The sequence below is a fragment of the Dyella amyloliquefaciens genome, assembly GCF_004296575.1.
Lineage (GTDB): Bacteria > Pseudomonadota > Gammaproteobacteria > Xanthomonadales > Rhodanobacteraceae > Dyella > Dyella amyloliquefaciens.
Map to the genome: position 1 here is coordinate 144,635 of NZ_SAYT01000001.1, position 17,549 is coordinate 162,183.

At 65.5% G+C, this 17,549-nt stretch carries 13 protein-coding genes; 5 read left to right on the forward strand and 8 right to left on the reverse strand.

Annotated elements, in window-relative coordinates; translation table 11 throughout:
• Window positions 1-13: 13 nt before the first annotated feature.
• A complete protein-coding gene (locus EPB08_RS00610) occupies window positions 14-598 on the reverse strand; it encodes an outer membrane protein (RefSeq protein ID WP_165418345.1) in 585 nt (194 codons plus the stop codon).
• Between the two features lie 262 nt (window positions 599-860).
• On the opposite strand from EPB08_RS00610, the gene EPB08_RS00615 reads away from it, so the two are divergent.
• A complete protein-coding gene (locus EPB08_RS00615; protein ID WP_130617132.1) occupies window positions 861-2,759 on the forward strand; it encodes a M61 family metallopeptidase in 1,899 nt (632 codons plus the stop codon).
• Window positions 2,760-3,589: 830 nt separating this feature from the next.
• Here EPB08_RS00615 and EPB08_RS00620 read toward each other — a convergent pair.
• The 4 genes from EPB08_RS00620 to EPB08_RS00635 form a co-directional block, all read right to left on the reverse strand.
• The gene (locus tag EPB08_RS00620; protein ID WP_130617133.1) at window positions 3,590-4,945 is read right to left on the reverse strand and encodes a metal-dependent hydrolase family protein; all 1,356 of its coding nucleotides are present in this window, start codon (window positions 4,943-4,945) and stop codon (window positions 3,590-3,592) included.
• 82 nt (window positions 4,946-5,027) lie between these two features.
• Entirely contained in the window at window positions 5,028-7,691 is a 2,664-nt protein-coding gene (plsB, locus tag EPB08_RS00625; protein WP_425598234.1) for a glycerol-3-phosphate 1-O-acyltransferase PlsB, read from the reverse strand.
• A 43-nt stretch (window positions 7,692-7,734) separates the two neighbouring features.
• Window positions 7,735-8,751, reverse strand: coding sequence for a hypothetical protein (locus EPB08_RS00630; RefSeq protein WP_130617135.1), 1,017 nt, complete (start codon window positions 8,749-8,751; stop codon window positions 7,735-7,737).
• Window positions 8,752-9,072: 321 nt separating this feature from the next.
• Entirely contained in the window at window positions 9,073-9,975 is a 903-nt protein-coding gene (locus EPB08_RS00635; RefSeq protein ID WP_130617136.1) for a 5'-nucleotidase, lipoprotein e(P4) family, read from the reverse strand.
• Between the two features lie 133 nt (window positions 9,976-10,108).
• Here EPB08_RS00635 and EPB08_RS00640 point away from each other — a divergent pair, with 133 nt between their 5' ends.
• On the forward strand, window positions 10,109-11,140 hold the full coding sequence (locus tag EPB08_RS00640; protein WP_130617137.1) for an AI-2E family transporter: 1,032 nt from the start codon (window positions 10,109-10,111) through the stop codon (window positions 11,138-11,140).
• Between the two features lie 15 nt (window positions 11,141-11,155).
• Here EPB08_RS00640 and bluB read toward each other — a convergent pair whose 3' ends face one another.
• Both bluB and EPB08_RS00650 read right to left on the reverse strand, forming a co-directional pair.
• Complete coding sequence (bluB, locus tag EPB08_RS00645) at window positions 11,156-11,869, reverse strand: 5,6-dimethylbenzimidazole synthase (RefSeq protein ID WP_130617138.1); 714 nt, start codon at window positions 11,867-11,869, stop codon at window positions 11,156-11,158.
• Window positions 11,870-11,878: 9 nt separating this feature from the next.
• Window positions 11,879-13,858, reverse strand: coding sequence for a UvrD-helicase domain-containing protein (locus EPB08_RS00650; RefSeq protein ID WP_130617139.1), 1,980 nt, complete (start codon window positions 13,856-13,858; stop codon window positions 11,879-11,881).
• 325 nt (window positions 13,859-14,183) lie between these two features.
• On the opposite strand from EPB08_RS00650, the gene EPB08_RS00655 reads away from it, so the two are divergent.
• From EPB08_RS00655 to EPB08_RS00665, 3 genes are read left to right on the forward strand one after another with little or no spacing between them, the layout of a single operon-like run.
• A complete protein-coding gene (locus tag EPB08_RS00655; RefSeq protein ID WP_130617140.1) occupies window positions 14,184-14,981 on the forward strand; it encodes a tetratricopeptide repeat protein in 798 nt (265 codons plus the stop codon).
• Window positions 14,982-15,039: 58 nt separating this feature from the next.
• The gene (locus EPB08_RS00660; protein WP_130617141.1) at window positions 15,040-15,672 is read left to right on the forward strand and encodes a thymidine kinase; all 633 of its coding nucleotides are present in this window, start codon (window positions 15,040-15,042) and stop codon (window positions 15,670-15,672) included.
• A gap of 27 nt (window positions 15,673-15,699) precedes the next feature.
• A complete protein-coding gene (locus EPB08_RS00665) occupies window positions 15,700-16,464 on the forward strand; it encodes a hypothetical protein (protein ID WP_130617142.1) in 765 nt (254 codons plus the stop codon).
• 189 nt (window positions 16,465-16,653) lie between these two features.
• Here the strand turns inward: EPB08_RS00665 and mutM are convergent, their stop codons facing one another.
• The gene (mutM, locus tag EPB08_RS00670; RefSeq protein ID WP_130617143.1) at window positions 16,654-17,481 is read right to left on the reverse strand and encodes a bifunctional DNA-formamidopyrimidine glycosylase/DNA-(apurinic or apyrimidinic site) lyase; all 828 of its coding nucleotides are present in this window, start codon (window positions 17,479-17,481) and stop codon (window positions 16,654-16,656) included.
• Between the last annotated feature and the right edge of the window lie 68 nt (window positions 17,482-17,549).

Below are 17,549 nucleotides of genomic sequence, written 5' to 3' on the forward strand. Positions count from 1 at the left end.
CCTACCGCAATGCTTAGAAGCGGTATTCCACCGAAGCCGAGTAGGCCGCGATGTTGGTGTTGAGCTGCGACTCGCTGGAGCCAGCGCGGCCGTACTTCACGTGGTAGTTGTCGTAGTTCAGCGCCAGGCTGACGTTCTTGGTGACGTCGTAGCCCACGCCTGCACCGGCGTACCAGCCGTTGTTCCAGCTCTTCTGCGAGACGGACGCGTCGCCCACAGTGACGCCAGCGGTGGTGCGCGAACGCAGGTAGCCGCCGTGACCGGTGACGTACCAGTTGTTGTAGAAGTTGTACTTGGCGGTCACGCCAAGCTGTGCGACGCGCGGCTTGGCCCAGGTGCTGACGAAGTCAGCATCGTTCTTGGCCTTGCCAAGGTCGGCGTAGCCGAGTTCGGCGCCGACGATGCCGTTCCAGCGCCAACCGAAGCGCACGTTGTAGAACGCGTCGCTCTTGTCGGAGATGCCGCCGATGCGGTAGTTGCTCTGGCCGAGGTTGCCGGCGACGAAGAAGTTGTCGAGCTGGTTGCTCTCGTCGGCCTTGGCGGCAAACGGCGAAACGGCAGCGACGGCCAAGACGGCCGCAAACAAAGTCTTGTTCATGGAGTGCTCCATCATTTTCTTGTGGTTCCAATGCGGCGCCTAAGGGGGAAGGTCGCATTGGTCCGCGTGGGGATCGCGGTGACGAAAGGATACGGGCATTTAACGCGCACATAGCGGGTGCGACATTCTGTGGGACGGGCGAGGTTCAGACACCGCCATGACCAATGGCAGGGGGTGTGGTGTGCGTTGTCGCACTAGCATCAGAGGTTCATGTTCCGTGCAGCTTCGCATTTTGTTGCACGGATTTTCACAGGAGAACCTCTTGAAAGCCTCGCGTCTCGCTTCCGCCATCCTCGCTTCAGCCTTTGGCCTGGGCAGCTTCGCCGCACTCGCCGACGTGCCCGCGCCGCAAGACATTCCGTTCGACGGCGTGTTGAAGATCAATGTCGATGCCACCGATCTCGCGCATCGCGTGTTCCGCGTGCACGAGGTGGTGCCGGCGAAGGCCGGCCCGCTCACCCTGCTGTACCCGCAGTGGCTGCCGGGCAACCACTCGCCGACCGGCTCGATCGACAAGCTGGCTGGCCTGGTGGTGAAGGCGAACGGCAAGGTGATCCCGTGGAAGCGCGATCCGCTCAACGTGTTCGCGTTCCACGTGGATGTGCCGGAAGGCGCGAGCAACGTGGAAGTGGAGTTCCAGTTCCTCTCCGCGCAGGACACCCGCCAGGGTCGCGTGGTGATGACGCCGGAAATGCTCAACGTGCAGTGGAATTCGGTGTCGCTGTACCCGGCCGGCTACTTCGCCAGCCGCATCAAGGCCGAGACCAGCGTGACCTTCCCGGCCGGCTGGCAGTACGGCAGCGCGCTGGAGATGGCCTCGCGCAGCGGCGACACGGTGAACTTCAAGCCGATCGACTACGACGACCTCGTCGACTCGCCGATCTATGCGGGCAAGTACTTCAAGCGCGTGGACCTGGACCCGGGCGCACAGACGCCGGTCTTCCTCAACATCGTGGCGGATGATCCGAAGTTCCTCGAGATCAAGCCCGAGCAGCTGAAGGTGCACCAGAACCTGGTGCAGCAGATGTACAAGCTGTATGGCGCGCACCACTACAACCACTACGACTTCCTGTTCTCGCTGAGCGACAAGATGTCGGGCAATGGCCTGGAGCACCACCGTTCGAGCGAGAACGGCGTGGGCACCGGCTACTTCACCGAGTGGGACAAGAGCGTGGTCATGCGCGACCTGCTCTCGCACGAGTTCAACCACTCGTGGGACGGCAAGTACCGTCGCGGCGCCGACCTCACCACGCCGAACTTCAACGTGCCCATGCAGGACAGCCTGCTGTGGGTGTACGAAGGCCAGACCCAGTTCTGGGGCTACGTGATGGCCGCGCGCTCGGGCTTGTGGAAGCAGGAAGATGCGCTGGACATGCTGGCCAATGTCGCCGCCACCTACGACAAGGGCCGCCCGGGCCTGCAGCAGTGGCGCAACATCCAGGACACCACCAACGACCCGATCATCGCGATGCGCCGCCCGCTGCCGTATCGCAACTACCAGATGAGCGAGGACTACTATTCCGGTGGCCAGATGATCTGGATGGACGTCGACGGCAAGCTGCGTGACCTCACCGGCAACAAGCGCTCCATCGACGACTTCGCCAAGGCCTTCTTCGGCATGAAGAACGGCGAGTGGGACGTCAATACCTATACGTTCGAAGACGTGGTGAAGACGCTCAACGACATCACCCCGTACGACTGGACCACCTACCTGCGCGAGCGTCTGGACGGCCACGGCCCGCTGATCGGCGGCTTCGAGGCCAACGGCTGGAAGCTGGTCTACAACGACAAGCCCTCGGCCGTGTCCAAGGCCGTCGAAGCGCGCATGGGCGGCGCCAACCTCACCTATTCGCTGGGCGTTTCGGTGGGCAAGGGCGGCGACATCGCCGACGTGCTGTGGGACGGCCCCGCCTTCAAGGCCGGCCTGTCGCCGGGCATGAAGCTGGTTGCGGTGAACGGCAAGGAATACTCCAGCGACGCCATCAAGGACGCGGTGACTGCCGCGGCGAAGGACAAGAACCAGCCGGTGGAACTGCTGGTAAAGAACTTCGACGAGTACAAGACGATCCGCATCGATTACCACGATGGCCTGAAGTATCCGCACCTGGAGCGCATCGCAGGCAAGCCGGATCGTCTGGCGGATCTGTTGAAGGCGCGTTGATGAGGGGTTTGTCTCTCCTCTGAGAGACAGGTCCGTGGAGCGGGGCTCGCGATGATGTCGCGGGCCCCGTTTCGTTTTTGCTCTTGTAGGAGCGCACCCAGTGCGCGATGGCCTTTCGCCTCGGTCCTTCCGATCCGTCACTCCCGCGAAGGCAGGACAAGCGCGAAGCGCGCAGAACGCCCGTAGGGGCGAGCTTCGCGAGTAGTCCAGTGATTGTCGTTTCTGTTCTTGCGTGGCGCCAGCTGGCTCGCCTGCGGCGGGCTTCCGCCCTCCTGCCGGCGACGCGAAGCTAGTCCCCGTGGGAAGGCCGGGTCACTTTTCTTTGCTTGCTCACGCACGCGCAGGAGCGCGTGCGAACGGCGAAGCCGGCCCGAAGGGCGGAGGGCAGGATGCCCGGAGTAAAGAAAAGTAACCACCGTAAAGGTGGCAATGCCAAAAGAAAGAGCACCCCGCGTGGCGCTGGCCGGGCCTACGGCCCAGCCAGTCCGTGAGGGGCGGCCGGGCTTTTCGACCGGGCTCCTGCCCGGACGAAAAGTGCCCGACGTCCTTGCCGGGCACCCCTGCGGGGCCTGATCGTCCACCCCTCACCGCCACACAGGGGATGTTTGAAGGCTCGTGCCGCTGCGCGTCACATCGCGTTGCAGAGATGGTTGGGGGGCATCGTTCGTTGTGGGAGCGCACCCTGTGCGCGACCGCAGAGGTGATGCATGGCACCGCGGTTGTGCACTGGGTAGTGCTCCTACAGCGGCGTGCCATAGATGGTGTTATCGCGAGCATCCACCCCTCCCCCAACCCTCCCCCCGGAGGGGAGAGGGGGCGAAGCGGGAGCCTTACATCGTAGCCTTGCCGTCCTGCTTGTAGACCACGCCATCCTTCATCACGAAGCTGACCTTCTGCATCAGCGTGATGTCATCCAGCGGGTTGCCCGGCACCGCGACTACATCCGCGCGACGGCCCACGGCGATCTGGCCCAGGTCGTCCTGTTTGTGCAGCAGTTCGGCCGCATGGGTGGTGGCAGCCTGCAGCACGAACATCGGTGGCATGCCGGCCTGCACCATGTATTCGAATTCCTTGGCGTTCTGGCCGTGCGGGTAAACCGCCGCATCCGTGCCGAAAGCGATCTTCACGCCGGCCTTGTAGGCCCTGCCGGCGGTGGCCTGGATGAGCGGACCAACCTTCATGGCCTTGGCGGCGACCTGCGGCGGGTAGTAGCCCGGCTTGGCGGCCATTTCCTGCACGTATTTGCCGGCGATGATGGTGGGCACGAACCAGGTGCCGTGTTCCTTCATCAGCTTCATGTCCTCGTCGTTCATGAAGGTGCCGTGTTCAATGGAGTCCACACCGGCGAGCGTCGCGCGGCGGATTGCTTCGGCGCCATGCGCATGAGCCGCCACGGTGAAGCCGTAATCGTGCGCGGCGGTGACCACCGCCTTGATCTCATCGATGGTCATCTGCGCGTTATCCGCGCTGGCGCTCTCATCGAGCACGCCGCCGGAGGGCATGATCTTGATGACGTCCACGCCGTCCTTGTAGTGCTGGCGCACGGCCTTGTAGGCGTCATCGGCGCTGTTGATGACGCCTTCCTTCGCGTCCGGGTCGCCGGCCAGGTCAGAGCGATAGCCATCCGTCGGGTCCGCGTGGCCGCCGGTGGTGCCGATCGGCCGACCTGCAGTGAAGATGCGCGGGCCCGGCACGATGCCGGCGTTGATGGCGTTGCGCAGGGCGATCGTTTCGTTGTTGCCGTCACCGAGGTTGCGCACGCTGGTGAAGCCGGCGAGCAGGGTGCGGCGGGCGAAGACGGTGGAGCGCACCGCGTAGTCGGCCACGTTCCAGCGGAACTGGTCGGAGTAGCTGCTCGGGCTCGTCTCGAAGGACAGGTGCGTGTGCGAGTCGATCAGGCCGGGCATGCAGGTCGCATTGGCGAGTTCCACGGCGGCGAAACGGCCGCCCGCGGCGCTGGCGCCATCGCGGTACGGTGCATCGTCGGCACGGCCGCTCTTGATCTCCTTGACCCGGTTGCCCTCGATCACCAGCGTGCTCTCGCCCAGCAGCTTGCCGGCCGCGGGATCGACCAGTCGTGCGCAGTGCAGCACGGTGACGTCGTGGTTGGCGGTGGGCGCCTCGGCCGCGATGGCGGCGGGTAGCGCGAGCGCGGCAGCGATCGCGAAGGCAACGCGTGTGGTCATGGTGTGCTCCCCGGGTGGAAGCAGCCATCTTAGGGGAGCGGCCGATACGAAGAGGGGTGACTTTAGTCACCCCTCTGGATCGTCACTGCTTGCCGGCGATGTCGCCCGGCGTTGCTTCTTCCGTCGCCGGGACGGTCTCCACCGGGGTGACCTCCTCGGGCGCGTGGGCATGATGCTCCGCCGCCACGTGCCGCTCGTGCAGCGCTTCGCTGGACGCATCCGCCGGCACCGGCTTGCCGTCCGCATCCTTGTCGTTGTCGCCGCCCGGGGTGATCTTGAGGATCGAATGGCGCACCTCGCGCGCCAGGATCACGCGCGCATCGCGCACCATGTCCTCCAGCGCGTGGTCGTAGTCCAGCTTGCCGGCGTCGTCGGTCCACACGATGCGGCTCTCGCGCAGCTTCTGGATGAAGCCGCGGAACAGCGCCTTGTCGAAGAACTCCGGCGCCGACAGTTCGTTGAGCAGGCTGAGGCGCTGCGCGGTGAGCGTGCAGGCGTTCTCCAGCTCGGCGCCCGTCATGGTGTGCGGGCCGTTCTTCACCAGCGCGGCGATGGTGATGTAGTAGCGCTCGAAGGCCTGGATCAGGCTGCGCGCGATGATGCGCAGCTGGAAGGCACCATCGTCCTGGCCAGGGCCACGCTCCAGCACGCGGCCATCGCCGGTCGCTTCGAGCAGGCCGCGGCGAACGAAGAAGTCGATGGTTGCCTGCAGCTGGTTGCAGAAGCCTTCCGCGTCCCACGGCAGGAACAGCTCGCCCTGGATGAACGGATAGATGATGCGGCCCAGGCGCAACACCGAGGCGCGCGACATGCGGCGGTTGTTGAGGAAGCAGCACGCCACCCACGCAGCGGTCGCCGTCAGGTGCAACACGTTGTTGCGGAAGTAGCTGAGCAGTACCGCCTGCTCATCCTCGGTGACCAGCACGTCGCCCAGCGAGTGGCGCACGCGGCGGATCCAGCCCATCTGCTCGCCGTAGGCGATGATGCCGGCCGGATCCATCGAGGTCAGCGTCACGCGGTCCGAGAAGGGTTGTTCTTCCAGCAGCGCCTTGGTCAGTTCCAGCTGCGCCAGCAGGTCGTTCTCCGCCATCGCATGCTTGGGCGTGGCCAGCAGGGCCAGCGCCAGCAGGTTGATCGGGTTCACGTCCGCCGCGCGGTTGATATTGATCTGGATACGTTCGGCCAGGTCATCCACCACGCGGCCCAGCCACTCGGGCTTGGCATCGGGATCGGCGGCAATGGCGGCGCGCCAGTCGGGGCTGGCGGCATCGAGCATCGGATTGAGCTCGATCGGTTCGCCGAAGTTGAGCGCGACATGGCCGTAGCGCTGGCGCAGCACCTTCAGGCCACGCAGCAGGCCGAGCAGCGATTCCTTCTCCTTGGGCTTGCCGGAGAGTTCGCCGATGTAGCTCTTGCCTTCCATCAGCTTCTCGTAGCCGATGTACACGGGCTGGAATATCACCGGGCGGCGCGGCGCGCGCAGGAAGGCGCGCACGGTCATCACCAGCATGCCGGCGCGCGGCGCCAGCAGTCGTCCGGTACGCGAACGGCCGCCTTCGATGAAGTACTCGATCGGCACGCCGCGATCGATCAGCTGTGCCAGGTATTCGTTGAACACTACCGAGTACAGCGCGTTGCCCTTGAAGCTGCGGCGCAGGAAGAACGCACCGCCGCGACGCAGGATCGGGCCGATGCCCGGCAGGTTGAGGTTCACGCCAGCCGCGATGTGCGGCACGACCACGCCCGACATGTGCAGCTGGTAGGACAGCAGCAGGTAGTCGGCATGGCTGCGATGGCAGGGCACGTACACCACTTCATGGCCCGGCGCGGCAGCGCGGGCCTTCTCGAAGTGGTGCATGGCGATGCCGTCGTACAGCTTGTTCCAGAAGTTGGAGAGCAGGAACGACACCGAGCGCACCACCGGGTGCGAATAGTCGGCGGCGATCTCCATCACCATGTCGTGCGCGCGGCGCCAGGCCTTGGCGTGGCTGATGTTTTCCTTCGCGGCGACGGCAGCGATGGCGGTGCGCACCGGCTCGGCGTTGAGCACCGCGTCGACCACGGTACGGCGGTGCGACAGGTCGGGGCCGATCACCGCCGCACGGATGCGGCGGAAGTGCGTGCGCAGCACGCGGGCGATCTTGCGGGTGAGGCGTTCGGGGCGGACCTCGGCGGCTTCGTTCACCACCGTGCGCAGCGACACCGGCGTGGAGAAGTGCACCACGGTGTCGCGGCCGTTGAGCAGCAGCGCCAGCATGCGGCGGAAGCGGCCCACCACCACCCAGTTTTCGGAGAACAGCACGCTGAACCAGCCCGACTCGCGGGTAGGCGCGCGCCCGACATAGATGGACACCGGCACGATCTGGATGTCGCGCTCGGGGTCGCCCTCGAGCGAGCGCACCAGCTGGCCCAGCGGCTCGTTCGGCGAGCGCTGGCGGCTGCGCCCGAACAGCCAGCCGTCACGGCGGGCCAGGGCGAACACCGAGCGCCTGCGGCGGGTACCCGTCAGCGGCTGCATCGGCGAGGGCAGGCCGGCCTCGCGGCAGGCGCGCTCGAGGATCAGCCCATCGGAAAAGCCATCGCGCTCGATCACATAGCAAACGGGCACGCCCGCCTGCAGCAAGGCAGCGGGTTCGGCAGGTTCGCGGCGGATGCGCACCCAGGGTTCGAGCAGTTGCCCGGCCAGGTTGAACCACCAGGGCGCGCGGCTACGGGCGGGAGTGTCCGTGGTCGACATATTCAGCATCCCCTGATTGTAACCGGTGAGGCGGAGAAACCTGTTCGACGGATCAATGCTTGTTGGTGGAAGCCTGCGCGGGCGCTACCGGCGCTGGCTTGACCTGGAGCGCCGAGGTGGTTGCGGGTGCCGGTTCCGGCGCGCTGCTGCCCGACGCGGGCGCGGCCAGCAGGCGGTCATGTGATTCGCGCACGTTCTGCAGCATGTCGGCGCTGTACCAGCGGCCGTCCTGCTGGACCAGATCCGACTCGGTGGACAGCGGCTTGCCCAGCAGCACGTAGTCGAGGCGCACGTGGGCGTGGCCGTTGCGGTTCTCCAGCGTGGTCACCTTCACCGAATCGAGCACGTCGTCGATCGACAGGCCATAGATGGCCAGGGCCTGCTTGATGCCGAGGAAGCCGGCGCTGTACTTCTGCATGGCGGTGTCGAAGTCCATCGTGCGCAGCTGCTCGGGTGTCTTGATGTCCAGCTTGCGCGCCGTCGCCACTGCCACCGAGATGGTCTGCTTCGCGCGCGCCTGGTCGAACCACGGCACCTGCTGCGCCCACGGCGCCAGCACGTTGATGACCTCGGTGGCCTGCTGCTTCTGCGGGTTGGTGAGTTCCTTGCTCTGCGCTACGCCGGTGGCGGCAATGGCCTGGGCGATGCCGATCATCACCGGCACCTGGTCGCTGTACTGCGCCTTCAGCTGGGCGAGCTTGGGCCGGGCGAGGGCATACAGCTTGGTCTCCGCGTCCGGCTCCGTGAGCATCTGCATGTTCTTGATGAAGTCCTCGCGGTCTTCCGGCGTGATCGGGTGATCGTCGGGGCGCGGGCGGGTCCAGTCGGTGCGCAGCGTGTCGTAGTCCGCCGGCGGCAGGGCGTGCTTCCAGAAGCCGGCGAAGTCACCCGTCTTGATCAGGGCCACGGACTGCTGCACGGACGCTTCGGGCGTGTCGCCACCGACCACCACGGGCACGGGCCCGGTGCCGGCGGGCTTGTGCGCGGTGAAGAACAGCGCGGCAACGGTGGCCAGCACCAGCAGGGCGACGAACGCGCCAACGGCATAGAAAACGGATGAGCGACGCATGGTGTCTCGGCGTATGTGGTGCCCGTCGACCTGCACGAGGCTCGGGGCTGTCGGCGGAGGGTAAGGGCGGGGGCTTCGCCCGAACAAGAGCCGGAGCGCGGGTCTGAGAGCTCGTTCAAGAGCTTTTCAGGCGCCCAAAAAGAAAACCCCGCGGGCGTTGGGCCTCACGGGGTAATCCGGCAGAGCCGGAAGGGAAATGGCCTTGCCTGCGGAATTATCAAGGTCAGCAGGTGTTGGCGGGGGAGATATTACTTCCCCGTTAAAGTTAAAGCAATACTTTAGATTATGCTGCGTAACTTGATGATTTTATTTGATTGATGGTCAATCGAAACGCAGCGACTGGATCTTCTGGCGGCGGCGCTCGTCGCGCGGTGCCGTCCAGTCATTATTAAACAAAGAAGGCTCCCAGGCGCCATAGGTCGGATTGGGCAGGGTGAACCAGCGGGTGCCGATCCAGTCCATGTACGGCGCCATGGCTTTCTGGCGGCCCTCGGCGTTGTTGGCCAAAACGGTCACAAAATCGCCGATCTGGTCGCCAAACTGCATCAATACGCGGTATTTGCGACTGACCAGCTGGCGGCGGCAACCCTTCTCGGTACCCACCTGCTCGCAGTCTTCGACGAAGGTGCCCAGGCCCAGGAACGCTTCGGGGCCCGAGACCGGCAGGCCTTCCTTGCGCAGGTTGGCCAGGGTGTCCTGGTCCAGATCCTTGGCGCGATTGGAAATGTAGATCACCGCGACGCCGTGCTTGGCGGCGAACTGGGTGAACTCGACCACGCCCGGCAGCGCGCGGGCGTGCTGTTCCTTGCACCAGGCCGCCCATTCGGCCTCGTTGTATTCGCCGCCGCTCTTCACCAGGCGTGCCTGGTACGGCGAGTTGTCCAGCACGGTCTCGTCGATGTCGAGCACCACGGCCGGTTGCAGGCCCTTGGCCGGCGCGGCGCGATCGCCCTTGGGCAGCGCGTCCCAGTTCGGGTCGGCCTTGGCGATGAGCAGGCGTGCCTGGGCGTCGCGGTAGGTCTGCAGGTAGATCAGGTCGTGTTCGATCGCCGTCTGGCTCCAGGCCACCGCATTGAGATTGTCATCGGCGGGCGTGGTCGGAGCAGCGGGCGCTGCGGGTGCTGGCGCTACAGGCGCGACCGGGGCGGGCGCCTTGTTTGGGGTGCTGGAGCAACCGGCAAGCAGGATCAAGGCGGCAAACGCCGCCGGCAAACGAACGGACATGAAGGGATTCCCTGTGAGACTGAACGATCAGGATCGGGCAAGTTTACGACAGCCACATGTCGCCACCTTCAGGGCTGGCGGTCGCAACGTCCGACTGACAGACTCGGGGCTCCCCACCTTCGCATGAACTTGCATGGAAACCGCCCCGTCCCTCGTGCGCCCTCCTTCGACGGCGATCCGCACGGCCAGCTACGTACTGGCCGCTGCCGCCCTGGTGCTGGTGCTCGGGTTGCGCCTGTTGCCGGCCCTGTTCGCCGGCCTGCTGGTCTACGAGCTGGTGCAGTCCACCGCGCCGCTGCTGGGCAAGCGGATCCCGGGTGACCGCGCGCGCGTGCTGGTGGTGGCCCTGCTGGGCACCATCGTGGTCGGCCTGCTGGTGCTGCTGATCCTCAGCGCGGTGAGCTTCCTGCGCAACGAGATCGGCAACCCCGAAGTGCTGTGGCAGCAGCAGCTGATGCCGCTGGTGGAGAAGGCGCGAGAGCAGCTGCCGGCGACCATCGTGGGCTGGCTGCCTGATAGCGTGGACGACCTGCGCGTGATGGCGCTGGAGCTCACCCGCAAGCACTCGGTGAGCCTGCAGACGGTGGGCAAGGAAGCGGCGCGCGTATTCGTGCACATCCTCATCGGCATGGTGCTGGGTGCCATCGTCGCGTTGAGCCGCACGCGGCCTGCGCACCAGGTCGGCCCGCTCGCCGCGGCACTGGGCCTGCGCTGCCAGCGCCTGGCCGAGGCGTTCCACAACATCGTGTTCGCGCAGATCAAGATCTCGCTGATCAACACGGTGTTCACCGCGATCTTCCTGCTCGGCGTCTTGCCGCTGCTGGACATCCACGTGCCGTTGGCCAAGACGCTGGTGGTGGTCACCTTCATCGTTGGCCTGCTGCCGGTGATCGGCAACCTCATTTCCAACACCGCCATCACCATCGCCGGCCTGTCCATCTCGCTCGGCGTCGGCGTTGCCGCGCTGGGTTTCCTGATACTCATCCACAAGCTCGAGTACTTCCTCAACGCGCGCATCGTGGGCGGCCAGATCCGTGCCCGCGCGTGGGAGCTGCTGGTGGCGATGCTGCTGATGGAGGCAGCGTTCGGCCTGCCGGGGCTGATCGCCGGGCCGATCTATTACGCCTATCTCAAGAGCGAGCTGGAAGCCGAGCGACTGATCTGAGCGCTGGCGGCGAATTCAGGCCGGCTTCCCGTTGGCGCCGTCGATCACGGCATCCACGAGTGGGGCATCGTCCACCGGGTCGCCCCAGCGATTGCCGTGCAGCAGGTTCTCCAGCGGGAGGCGTGAGCGCCAGCCGGCCGTCTCCAGTTCGGGGCGTGCCAGGAATTCGCTGACATAACCCAGGCACAGGTACGCCACCGGCACGACGTGTTCCGGCAGGCCCAGCAAGGTGGCCAGCTCCGCGGGATCGACGATGCTCACCCAGCCCACGCCGATACCTTCCGTGCGGGCTGCAAGCCACAGGTTCTGCACCGCCAGGCAGGTGCTGAACAGGTCGGCATCCAGCATGGTGTTGCGGCCCAGCACATGCGGACCGCCACGCGTGCGGTCGCAGGTGATGCACAGGTTGATCGGGCTGTCGACGATGCCTTCGAGTTTCAGGCGTCGATACAGCGCGGCACGGTCGCCGTCGAAACGTCCAGCGGCATCGGCATTGGCGCGCTCGTACAGCGCCTTCATCGCCTGCTTGGTGGCGGGACTGTCGATGACGATGAAATCCCACGGCTGCATGAAGCCCACCGAAGGTGCGTGATGGGCGGCACGCAGCAGGCGGGCCAGCACCTCCGGTGCAATGGGGTCAGGCAGGAACTGCGAGCGAACGTCGCGACGCTCGTGGATGGCGCGGTACAGGCCGGCCCGCTGTTCTTCGGAAAACGCGTGTTCGCTCATGCTGCTTGATCAGCCCGCCAGCATCGCGGCGATCTTCGCCATGTGCGATTCGGCCGTCTCGCGCACCACTTCCTTGTCCGCTTCCGGATCCTTGCCCTGCCAATGCAGGTCGTCCTGCGGCAGCTCGTGCAGGAAGCGGCTGGGCTGGTTGCTGTTGATTTCGCCATAGCGCTTGGTCTTGGACGACCACGACAGCGTGAGCATTTCCTTGGCGCGGGTGATGCCCACGTACATGAGGCGGCGCTCCTCGTCGATGCGCCCCTCGTCGATGGCGCCATCGTGCGGCAGCGTGCCTTCCTCGCAGCCGACGATGAAGACGAAGCGGAACTCCAGGCCCTTTGCCGCATGCAGGGTCATCATGCGCACCGCGTTGCCGGGTTCGTCGCGATCGGCGTGGCTGAGCAGGGCGAGCTGCGCGGCAAGGTCGCCGGCGGTGTTGTTGCCGCGCTGCATGGCGCGGAACCAGTCCGCCAGTTCGCGCAGGTTGCCCAGGCGCCTTTCGCGCAAAGCCGGATCGGTGGTGCTGGCGGCGATCTGTTCGGCGTAGCCGGTGCGCTTGAGCACCATCTCGACGAGGTCCGCGGCGCTGTTGTGCAGTGAAGCGCTGCGCAATTCGTCCATGAGGTTGGTGAACGAGGCGAGCGCGGCGGCCGGGCGCGGCGTGAGCTGGCGCAGCACGGCATCGCTGCGTGCGGCATCGAGCAGCGAGGCGTGGCGCGTCTGCGCGATCTGGCCGAGCTTCTCCAGCGTGGTCGAGCCGATCTCGCGCTTGGGCACGTTCACCACGCGCAGGAAGGCGGCGTCGTCGCTGGGGTTGGTGAGCAGGCGCAGGTAGCAGAGCAGGTCCTTCACTTCCGCGCGATCGAGGAAGCTCAGTGCGCCGGTAAGGTGGTACGGCACGCGCGCGAGGCGCAGTGCTTTTTCCAGCGGACGCGCCTGGAAGTTGCCGCGGTACAGGATGGCGATGTCGTGCCAGCGCGCCTTGTGCTTTTCCGCCAGCGTCACGGCGATCGCGGCGACGCGTTCGGCTTCGTGCTCGTTTTCCTTGCACTCAAGCACGCGGATCTGTGCACCTTCGGGGTGCTCGCTCCACAGCTTCTTTTCGTGCAGGTGGGGGTTGTTCGCAATCAGCTTATTGGCGGCGCGCAGGATGCGCTTGCCGCAACGGTAGTTCTGCTCGAGCTTGATCACGCGCAGCGCCGGCCAGTCCTTGCCGAGCTGGTCGATGTTCTCGGGGTTGGCGCCACGCCACGCGTAGATCGACTGGTCGTCGTCGCCCACGCAGGTGAAGCGGCCGCGCTCGCCGGCCAATGCCTTGAGCAGGCGGTACTGCGCGTCGTTGGTGTCCTGGTATTCGTCGACCAGCAGGTAGCGCAGGCGCTCGCGCCAGGCCATGCGGCATTCCTCGTCGGATTCGAGGATGCGCAGCGGCAGGCGGATCAGGTCGTCGAAATCCACCGCGTTGAACGCGGAGAGTCGCTGCTGGTAGAGATCGTAGATCGTGGCTGCATCCAGCTCACGCGGACTGCGTGCAGCCGCCAGCGCTTCTTCAGGCGACAAGCCTGCATTCTTCGCGCGGCTCACCAGGTTGCGGATGCCGAACAGCACATCGGGCTTGATGCCCTTGGGTGCGAGTTCCTTGATGATGCCTTCGCTGTCGTCCGCATCGAGCACCGAAAAGCCTTTGCGCAGGCCCGCGCGCTGGTGCTCCATCTGCAGGAACTTCAGGCCCAGCGCGTGGAAGGTACACACGGTGAGCGCGGCGGCATCTTCGCTGGTGATCAGCTTGGCCACGCGCTCGCGCATTTCCTTCGCCGCCTTGTTGGTGAAGGTGATCGCGGCGATCTTGGACGGGGCGAGCTTCTTGCGGGCGATCAGGTACGCGATCTTCTGCGTGATCACGCTGGTCTTGCCCGAGCCCGCGCCGGCCAATACCAGCAGCGGACCGTCGCAGTGTTCGACGGCGGCCAATTGTTGCGGGTTGAGCATGGTGTGTGCGCAGGCTGGAGCGGCGGACGATGGTAACAGAGGCCGTCCACCTGGCCGACACGCCGGGGCGTAGTATGGTCGGCGGGTCGGGCCAGAGATGCCGGCGACACCGGCGACCGTCCGCCTCACAGGAGCGTGAGATGCGCAGGTTCGCGAAGCATTCGATGTTGCCCGTGGCCGCTGTCTGCAGTGGCGCCGACTGGGCGCGACAAGCGGCCTCCTCAAGGAGCGACTTCAAGCACAATGGCGCCGTGCTGGCCGATATGGCCGCCAGCTGCTTCGTCGACGCGCTCCCTCAAGCAGCAACCCACGGGGGATGAGCGTCGTGGCCGGAAAGCCGATGGTGGTGATCCTGGGTGTGTTGCTTGGCGCAAGTTCAGCCGTGCCTGCCCAGGAGGCCGGGCCCGAACAGTCGCCCGTGCCCGATGGTGTGACCACCGACCCCAAGGCGATGAAGGAACTGCAGTCGTTTGAATCGATGCTGGCCATCCCGAGCGTGGTCAACCAGCACCCGGATCTGCGCTACCGGGACCTGGCGATGGCTGCCTACAAGAACGGCGACAAGGAACGAGCCCTCCGAATGTTCATGCGCGCCAGCAGCTATGCGGACAAACCTTCGCAGGCCGCGGTGGCCAACATGTACTGGGAGGGCGTGGGTACGCCCGTCGATCGCCCACGTGCCTATGCCTGGATGGATCTTGCCGCCAGTCGGGGCTACAACCGCTTCATTGCGCAGCGCGAGTATTTCTGGGGCCAGCTGACCGAAGCCGAGCGCGCGCAGGCATTGCGTGTTGGCCAGGACATCTATGCCGAGTACGACGACAAGGTGTCGCTCCATCGCCTGCAGATGGAACTTGAATTTGTGCGGAGGAACGTCACCGGGAGCCGCGTGGGTTTCGTCGGCCCTGGCAAGGTCTATGGCGCCGGCGTGACCAGCGCGTACAACCCGAACGCCACCTCCTGGATGGACTTGACCGAGCTCTATCGCCCTTCGGTCTGGAATGTCGACAACTACGCGAAGATGAAGGACCTGCAGTGGAAGGTCCAGGTCGAGTCCAGGCCGACGGTGGAAGTGGGTGGCCTGCAGAATGTGAAGCCATCGGAACCATCCTCGGGCAAATAGCCAAGGGCCATGGGGACGGGTGCCGCAGTACTATGTGCGCTCGTTTCCGGGACCATCCATGGCCAAGCTTTACTTCTATTACTCGGCAATGAATGCCGGCAAGACCACCACCCTGCTGCAGAGCGCTTACAACTACCACGAGCGCGGCATGCGCACGCTCATCCTTACCCCGGCGCTGGACAATCGCTTCGGCGAAGGCGTGGTGGCCTCACGCATCGGCCTGAAGGCCAATGCCCGCCGCTTTGGGCCGGATGAGAACCTGCTGGCCCTGGTGCAGGCGGACATCGCCGAGCGCGGTGCGCTGCACTGCGTGTTCGTGGACGAGGCGCAGTTCCTCAACAAGACGCAGGTGTGGCAGCTCAGCGACGTGGTGGACAAGTTGAACATCCCGGTGCTTGCCTATGGCCTGCGCACGGATTTTCGCGGCGAGCTGTTCGAGGGCAGCCGTTACCTGCTGGCCTGGGCGGACAACCTGGAAGAGATCAAGACCATCTGCCACACCGGCCGCAAGGCCACCATGGTGGTGCGCGTGGACGGGCAGGGGCGTGCGGTCACCGAAGGCCCGCAGGTTGAGATCGGCGGCAACGACCGCTATGTCTCGGTGAGTCGCGCCGAGTTCAAGAACATTACGGAAGGACACGGCAGGATAGAGTTGCAGCAGACGGTGCTGCCGCTGGGCGAGGGGCATTGAGCCTCCCGCATCCATCTAAGGAACGGTATGTCCAAGATCCAGTTTCCCGCCTGGCAACGCCCCCACTGGCAGCCCAGTGACGAGGAAGTCCTGCTGCAGTTCTTCGTGTTCGGCAAGTTCCAGGCCGGCCGTGCACCGTCCGTCGAATACGGCAGCGAAGGCCTCCCCGAGAGCGTGGAGCTGACCAGCCATCACCACACGGCGCTGCGCCAGTGGGAGGGCTATCCGCTCAGGGGCTCCGTGGGCCGCATGTTCAAGGAGGACGCCCCCGAGGCGTACAAACTCGCGCTGGACGCTCCGGAAGTGCTGGTCGTGCGCGGCCGTCTCCCGGATGCAGGCGACACGGGCTATATGCGCGACACCCTGGGCGTGCTGGCGGCCCTGCTGGACGTGGGTGGCACAGCCATCCTCGATCCGCAGATCCTCACCTTGTTCGATGCGAACAGCTGGCGCCAGCGCTTCCTGGTGCGCGACGGCGCGCCGATCCGCAATCACCTGCTGATCCTGTGCGATGGCGAGGAGCAGGAGGGCCGCCATTGGGTGCATACGCGCGGCATGCGCAAGTTCGGTCGCCCCGACATCAGCATCCGCAACGTGCCCGAGCGCGACATCGATCGCGCGGGCGTGCTGTGCGAGCGGCTGGTGGAACTGGAAGCGCTGGGTGCGCACTTCACCGAAGGTCAGTCGCTCGATGCCGAAGGACTGCATGGTGGCCTCGTGGCGCACCTTGGTGGTGGTGAAGAAGACCCGGATTTCAACAACACCTTCGTGGAATTCCGCTGGCCGGATTGAGTCGGAAGCGTCATCCCTCCCTGCCGGAATCCAGTGCGCGCCAATCTTGGCCGCGCTTTTTGCTCGTCATCCCCGCGAAAGCGGGGATCCAGCGACCCAGCACTTTTCGCTGGCGGCAGAATCAGGCTAAGAGCAGAAGGTCACTGGATCCCCGCTTTCGCGGGGATGACGAGCGCAGAGCGGAGCACCTCACCGTTGGCAGCGCGGACACCAGAACGTCGAGCGCTGTCCCAGCACGACCTGTCGTATCGGCGTCCCGCATGTCAGGCAGGGTTCGCCTTCGCGCCCGTATGCCTGCAGTTCGCGGAAGAAGTATCCGGGCGCACCGTCCGGGTTGATGAAATCGCGCAACGTGGTGCCGCCGCGCTCGATCGCCCACGCGAGGATGCGTTTCACCTCTGCCGCAAGACGCGCGTAACGCACCCGCGACACCGTGCCGGCCGGCTTGCGCGGATCGATGCCCGCCGCGAACAGCGCCTCGCTCGCATAGATGTTGCCCACGCCGACCACGATGGCGTTGTCCATCAAGAACAACTTCACCGCCGCGCTGCGTCCACGCGAGAGGCGCCAGAGCAGGTCGCCATCGAAGTCATCGGTGAGCGGCTCCGGCCCAAGTGCGGAGAGCAAGTCATGTGTTTCGCCCGCGGGCTGCCACAGCAGGCAGCCGAAGCGGCGCGCGTCGGTGAAACGCAGAATGCGCGGGCCTTCGGTGCGGGTGGCCTCGAGTGCGATATCCACGTGGTCGTGCTTGCCGACCAGGGCATCCGGCGGCAACACGCGCAGCACGCCGGTCATGCCCAGGTGCAGCAGGGCGCTGCCTACCTTGGTGTGCAGCAACAGGTATTTCGCACGACGCTCCACGTCGAGTATGCGCTGGCCAGGCAGGAGGTCCGTGATCTCCGGCGGAATCGGCCAGCGCAAATCGGGACGCCGCAGCGTCACGCCGGTGACGTGGCGTCCGATCAGGTGCGGGGCGATGCCGCGACGGGTGGTTTCGACTTCGGGAAGTTCGGGCACGGGGTGTCTCGGTTTAGCGAATCACTGTGGGAGCGCACCCTGTGCGCGACAACCTTACGAAGCGGCGA

Excerpts from the sequence above, each read along its gene's own strand:
- EPB08_RS00660 (WP_130617141.1), top strand. The coding sequence starts at position 15,040 with ATGGCCAAGCTTTACTTCTATTACTCGGCAATGAATGCCGGCAAGACC.
- EPB08_RS00640 (WP_130617137.1), top strand. The coding sequence starts at position 10,109 with ATGGAAACCGCCCCGTCCCTCGTGCGCCCTCCTTCGACGGCGATCCGC.
- EPB08_RS00630 (WP_130617135.1), bottom strand. The coding sequence starts at position 8,751 with ATGCGTCGCTCATCCGTTTTCTATGCCGTTGGCGCGTTCGTCGCCCTG.
- EPB08_RS00620 (WP_130617133.1), bottom strand. The coding sequence starts at position 4,945 with ATGACCACACGCGTTGCCTTCGCGATCGCTGCCGCGCTCGCGCTACCC.
- bluB (WP_130617138.1), bottom strand. The coding sequence starts at position 11,869 with ATGAGCGAACACGCGTTTTCCGAAGAACAGCGGGCCGGCCTGTACCGC.
- EPB08_RS00665 (WP_130617142.1), top strand. The coding sequence starts at position 15,700 with ATGTCCAAGATCCAGTTTCCCGCCTGGCAACGCCCCCACTGGCAGCCC.
- EPB08_RS00610 (WP_165418345.1), bottom strand. The coding sequence starts at position 598 with ATGAACAAGACTTTGTTTGCGGCCGTCTTGGCCGTCGCTGCCGTTTCG.
- EPB08_RS00635 (WP_130617136.1), bottom strand. The coding sequence starts at position 9,975 with ATGTCCGTTCGTTTGCCGGCGGCGTTTGCCGCCTTGATCCTGCTTGCC.
- EPB08_RS00650 (WP_130617139.1), bottom strand. The coding sequence starts at position 13,858 with ATGCTCAACCCGCAACAATTGGCCGCCGTCGAACACTGCGACGGTCCG.
- plsB (WP_425598234.1), bottom strand. The coding sequence starts at position 7,691 with ATGCTGAATATGTCGACCACGGACACTCCCGCCCGTAGCCGCGCGCCC.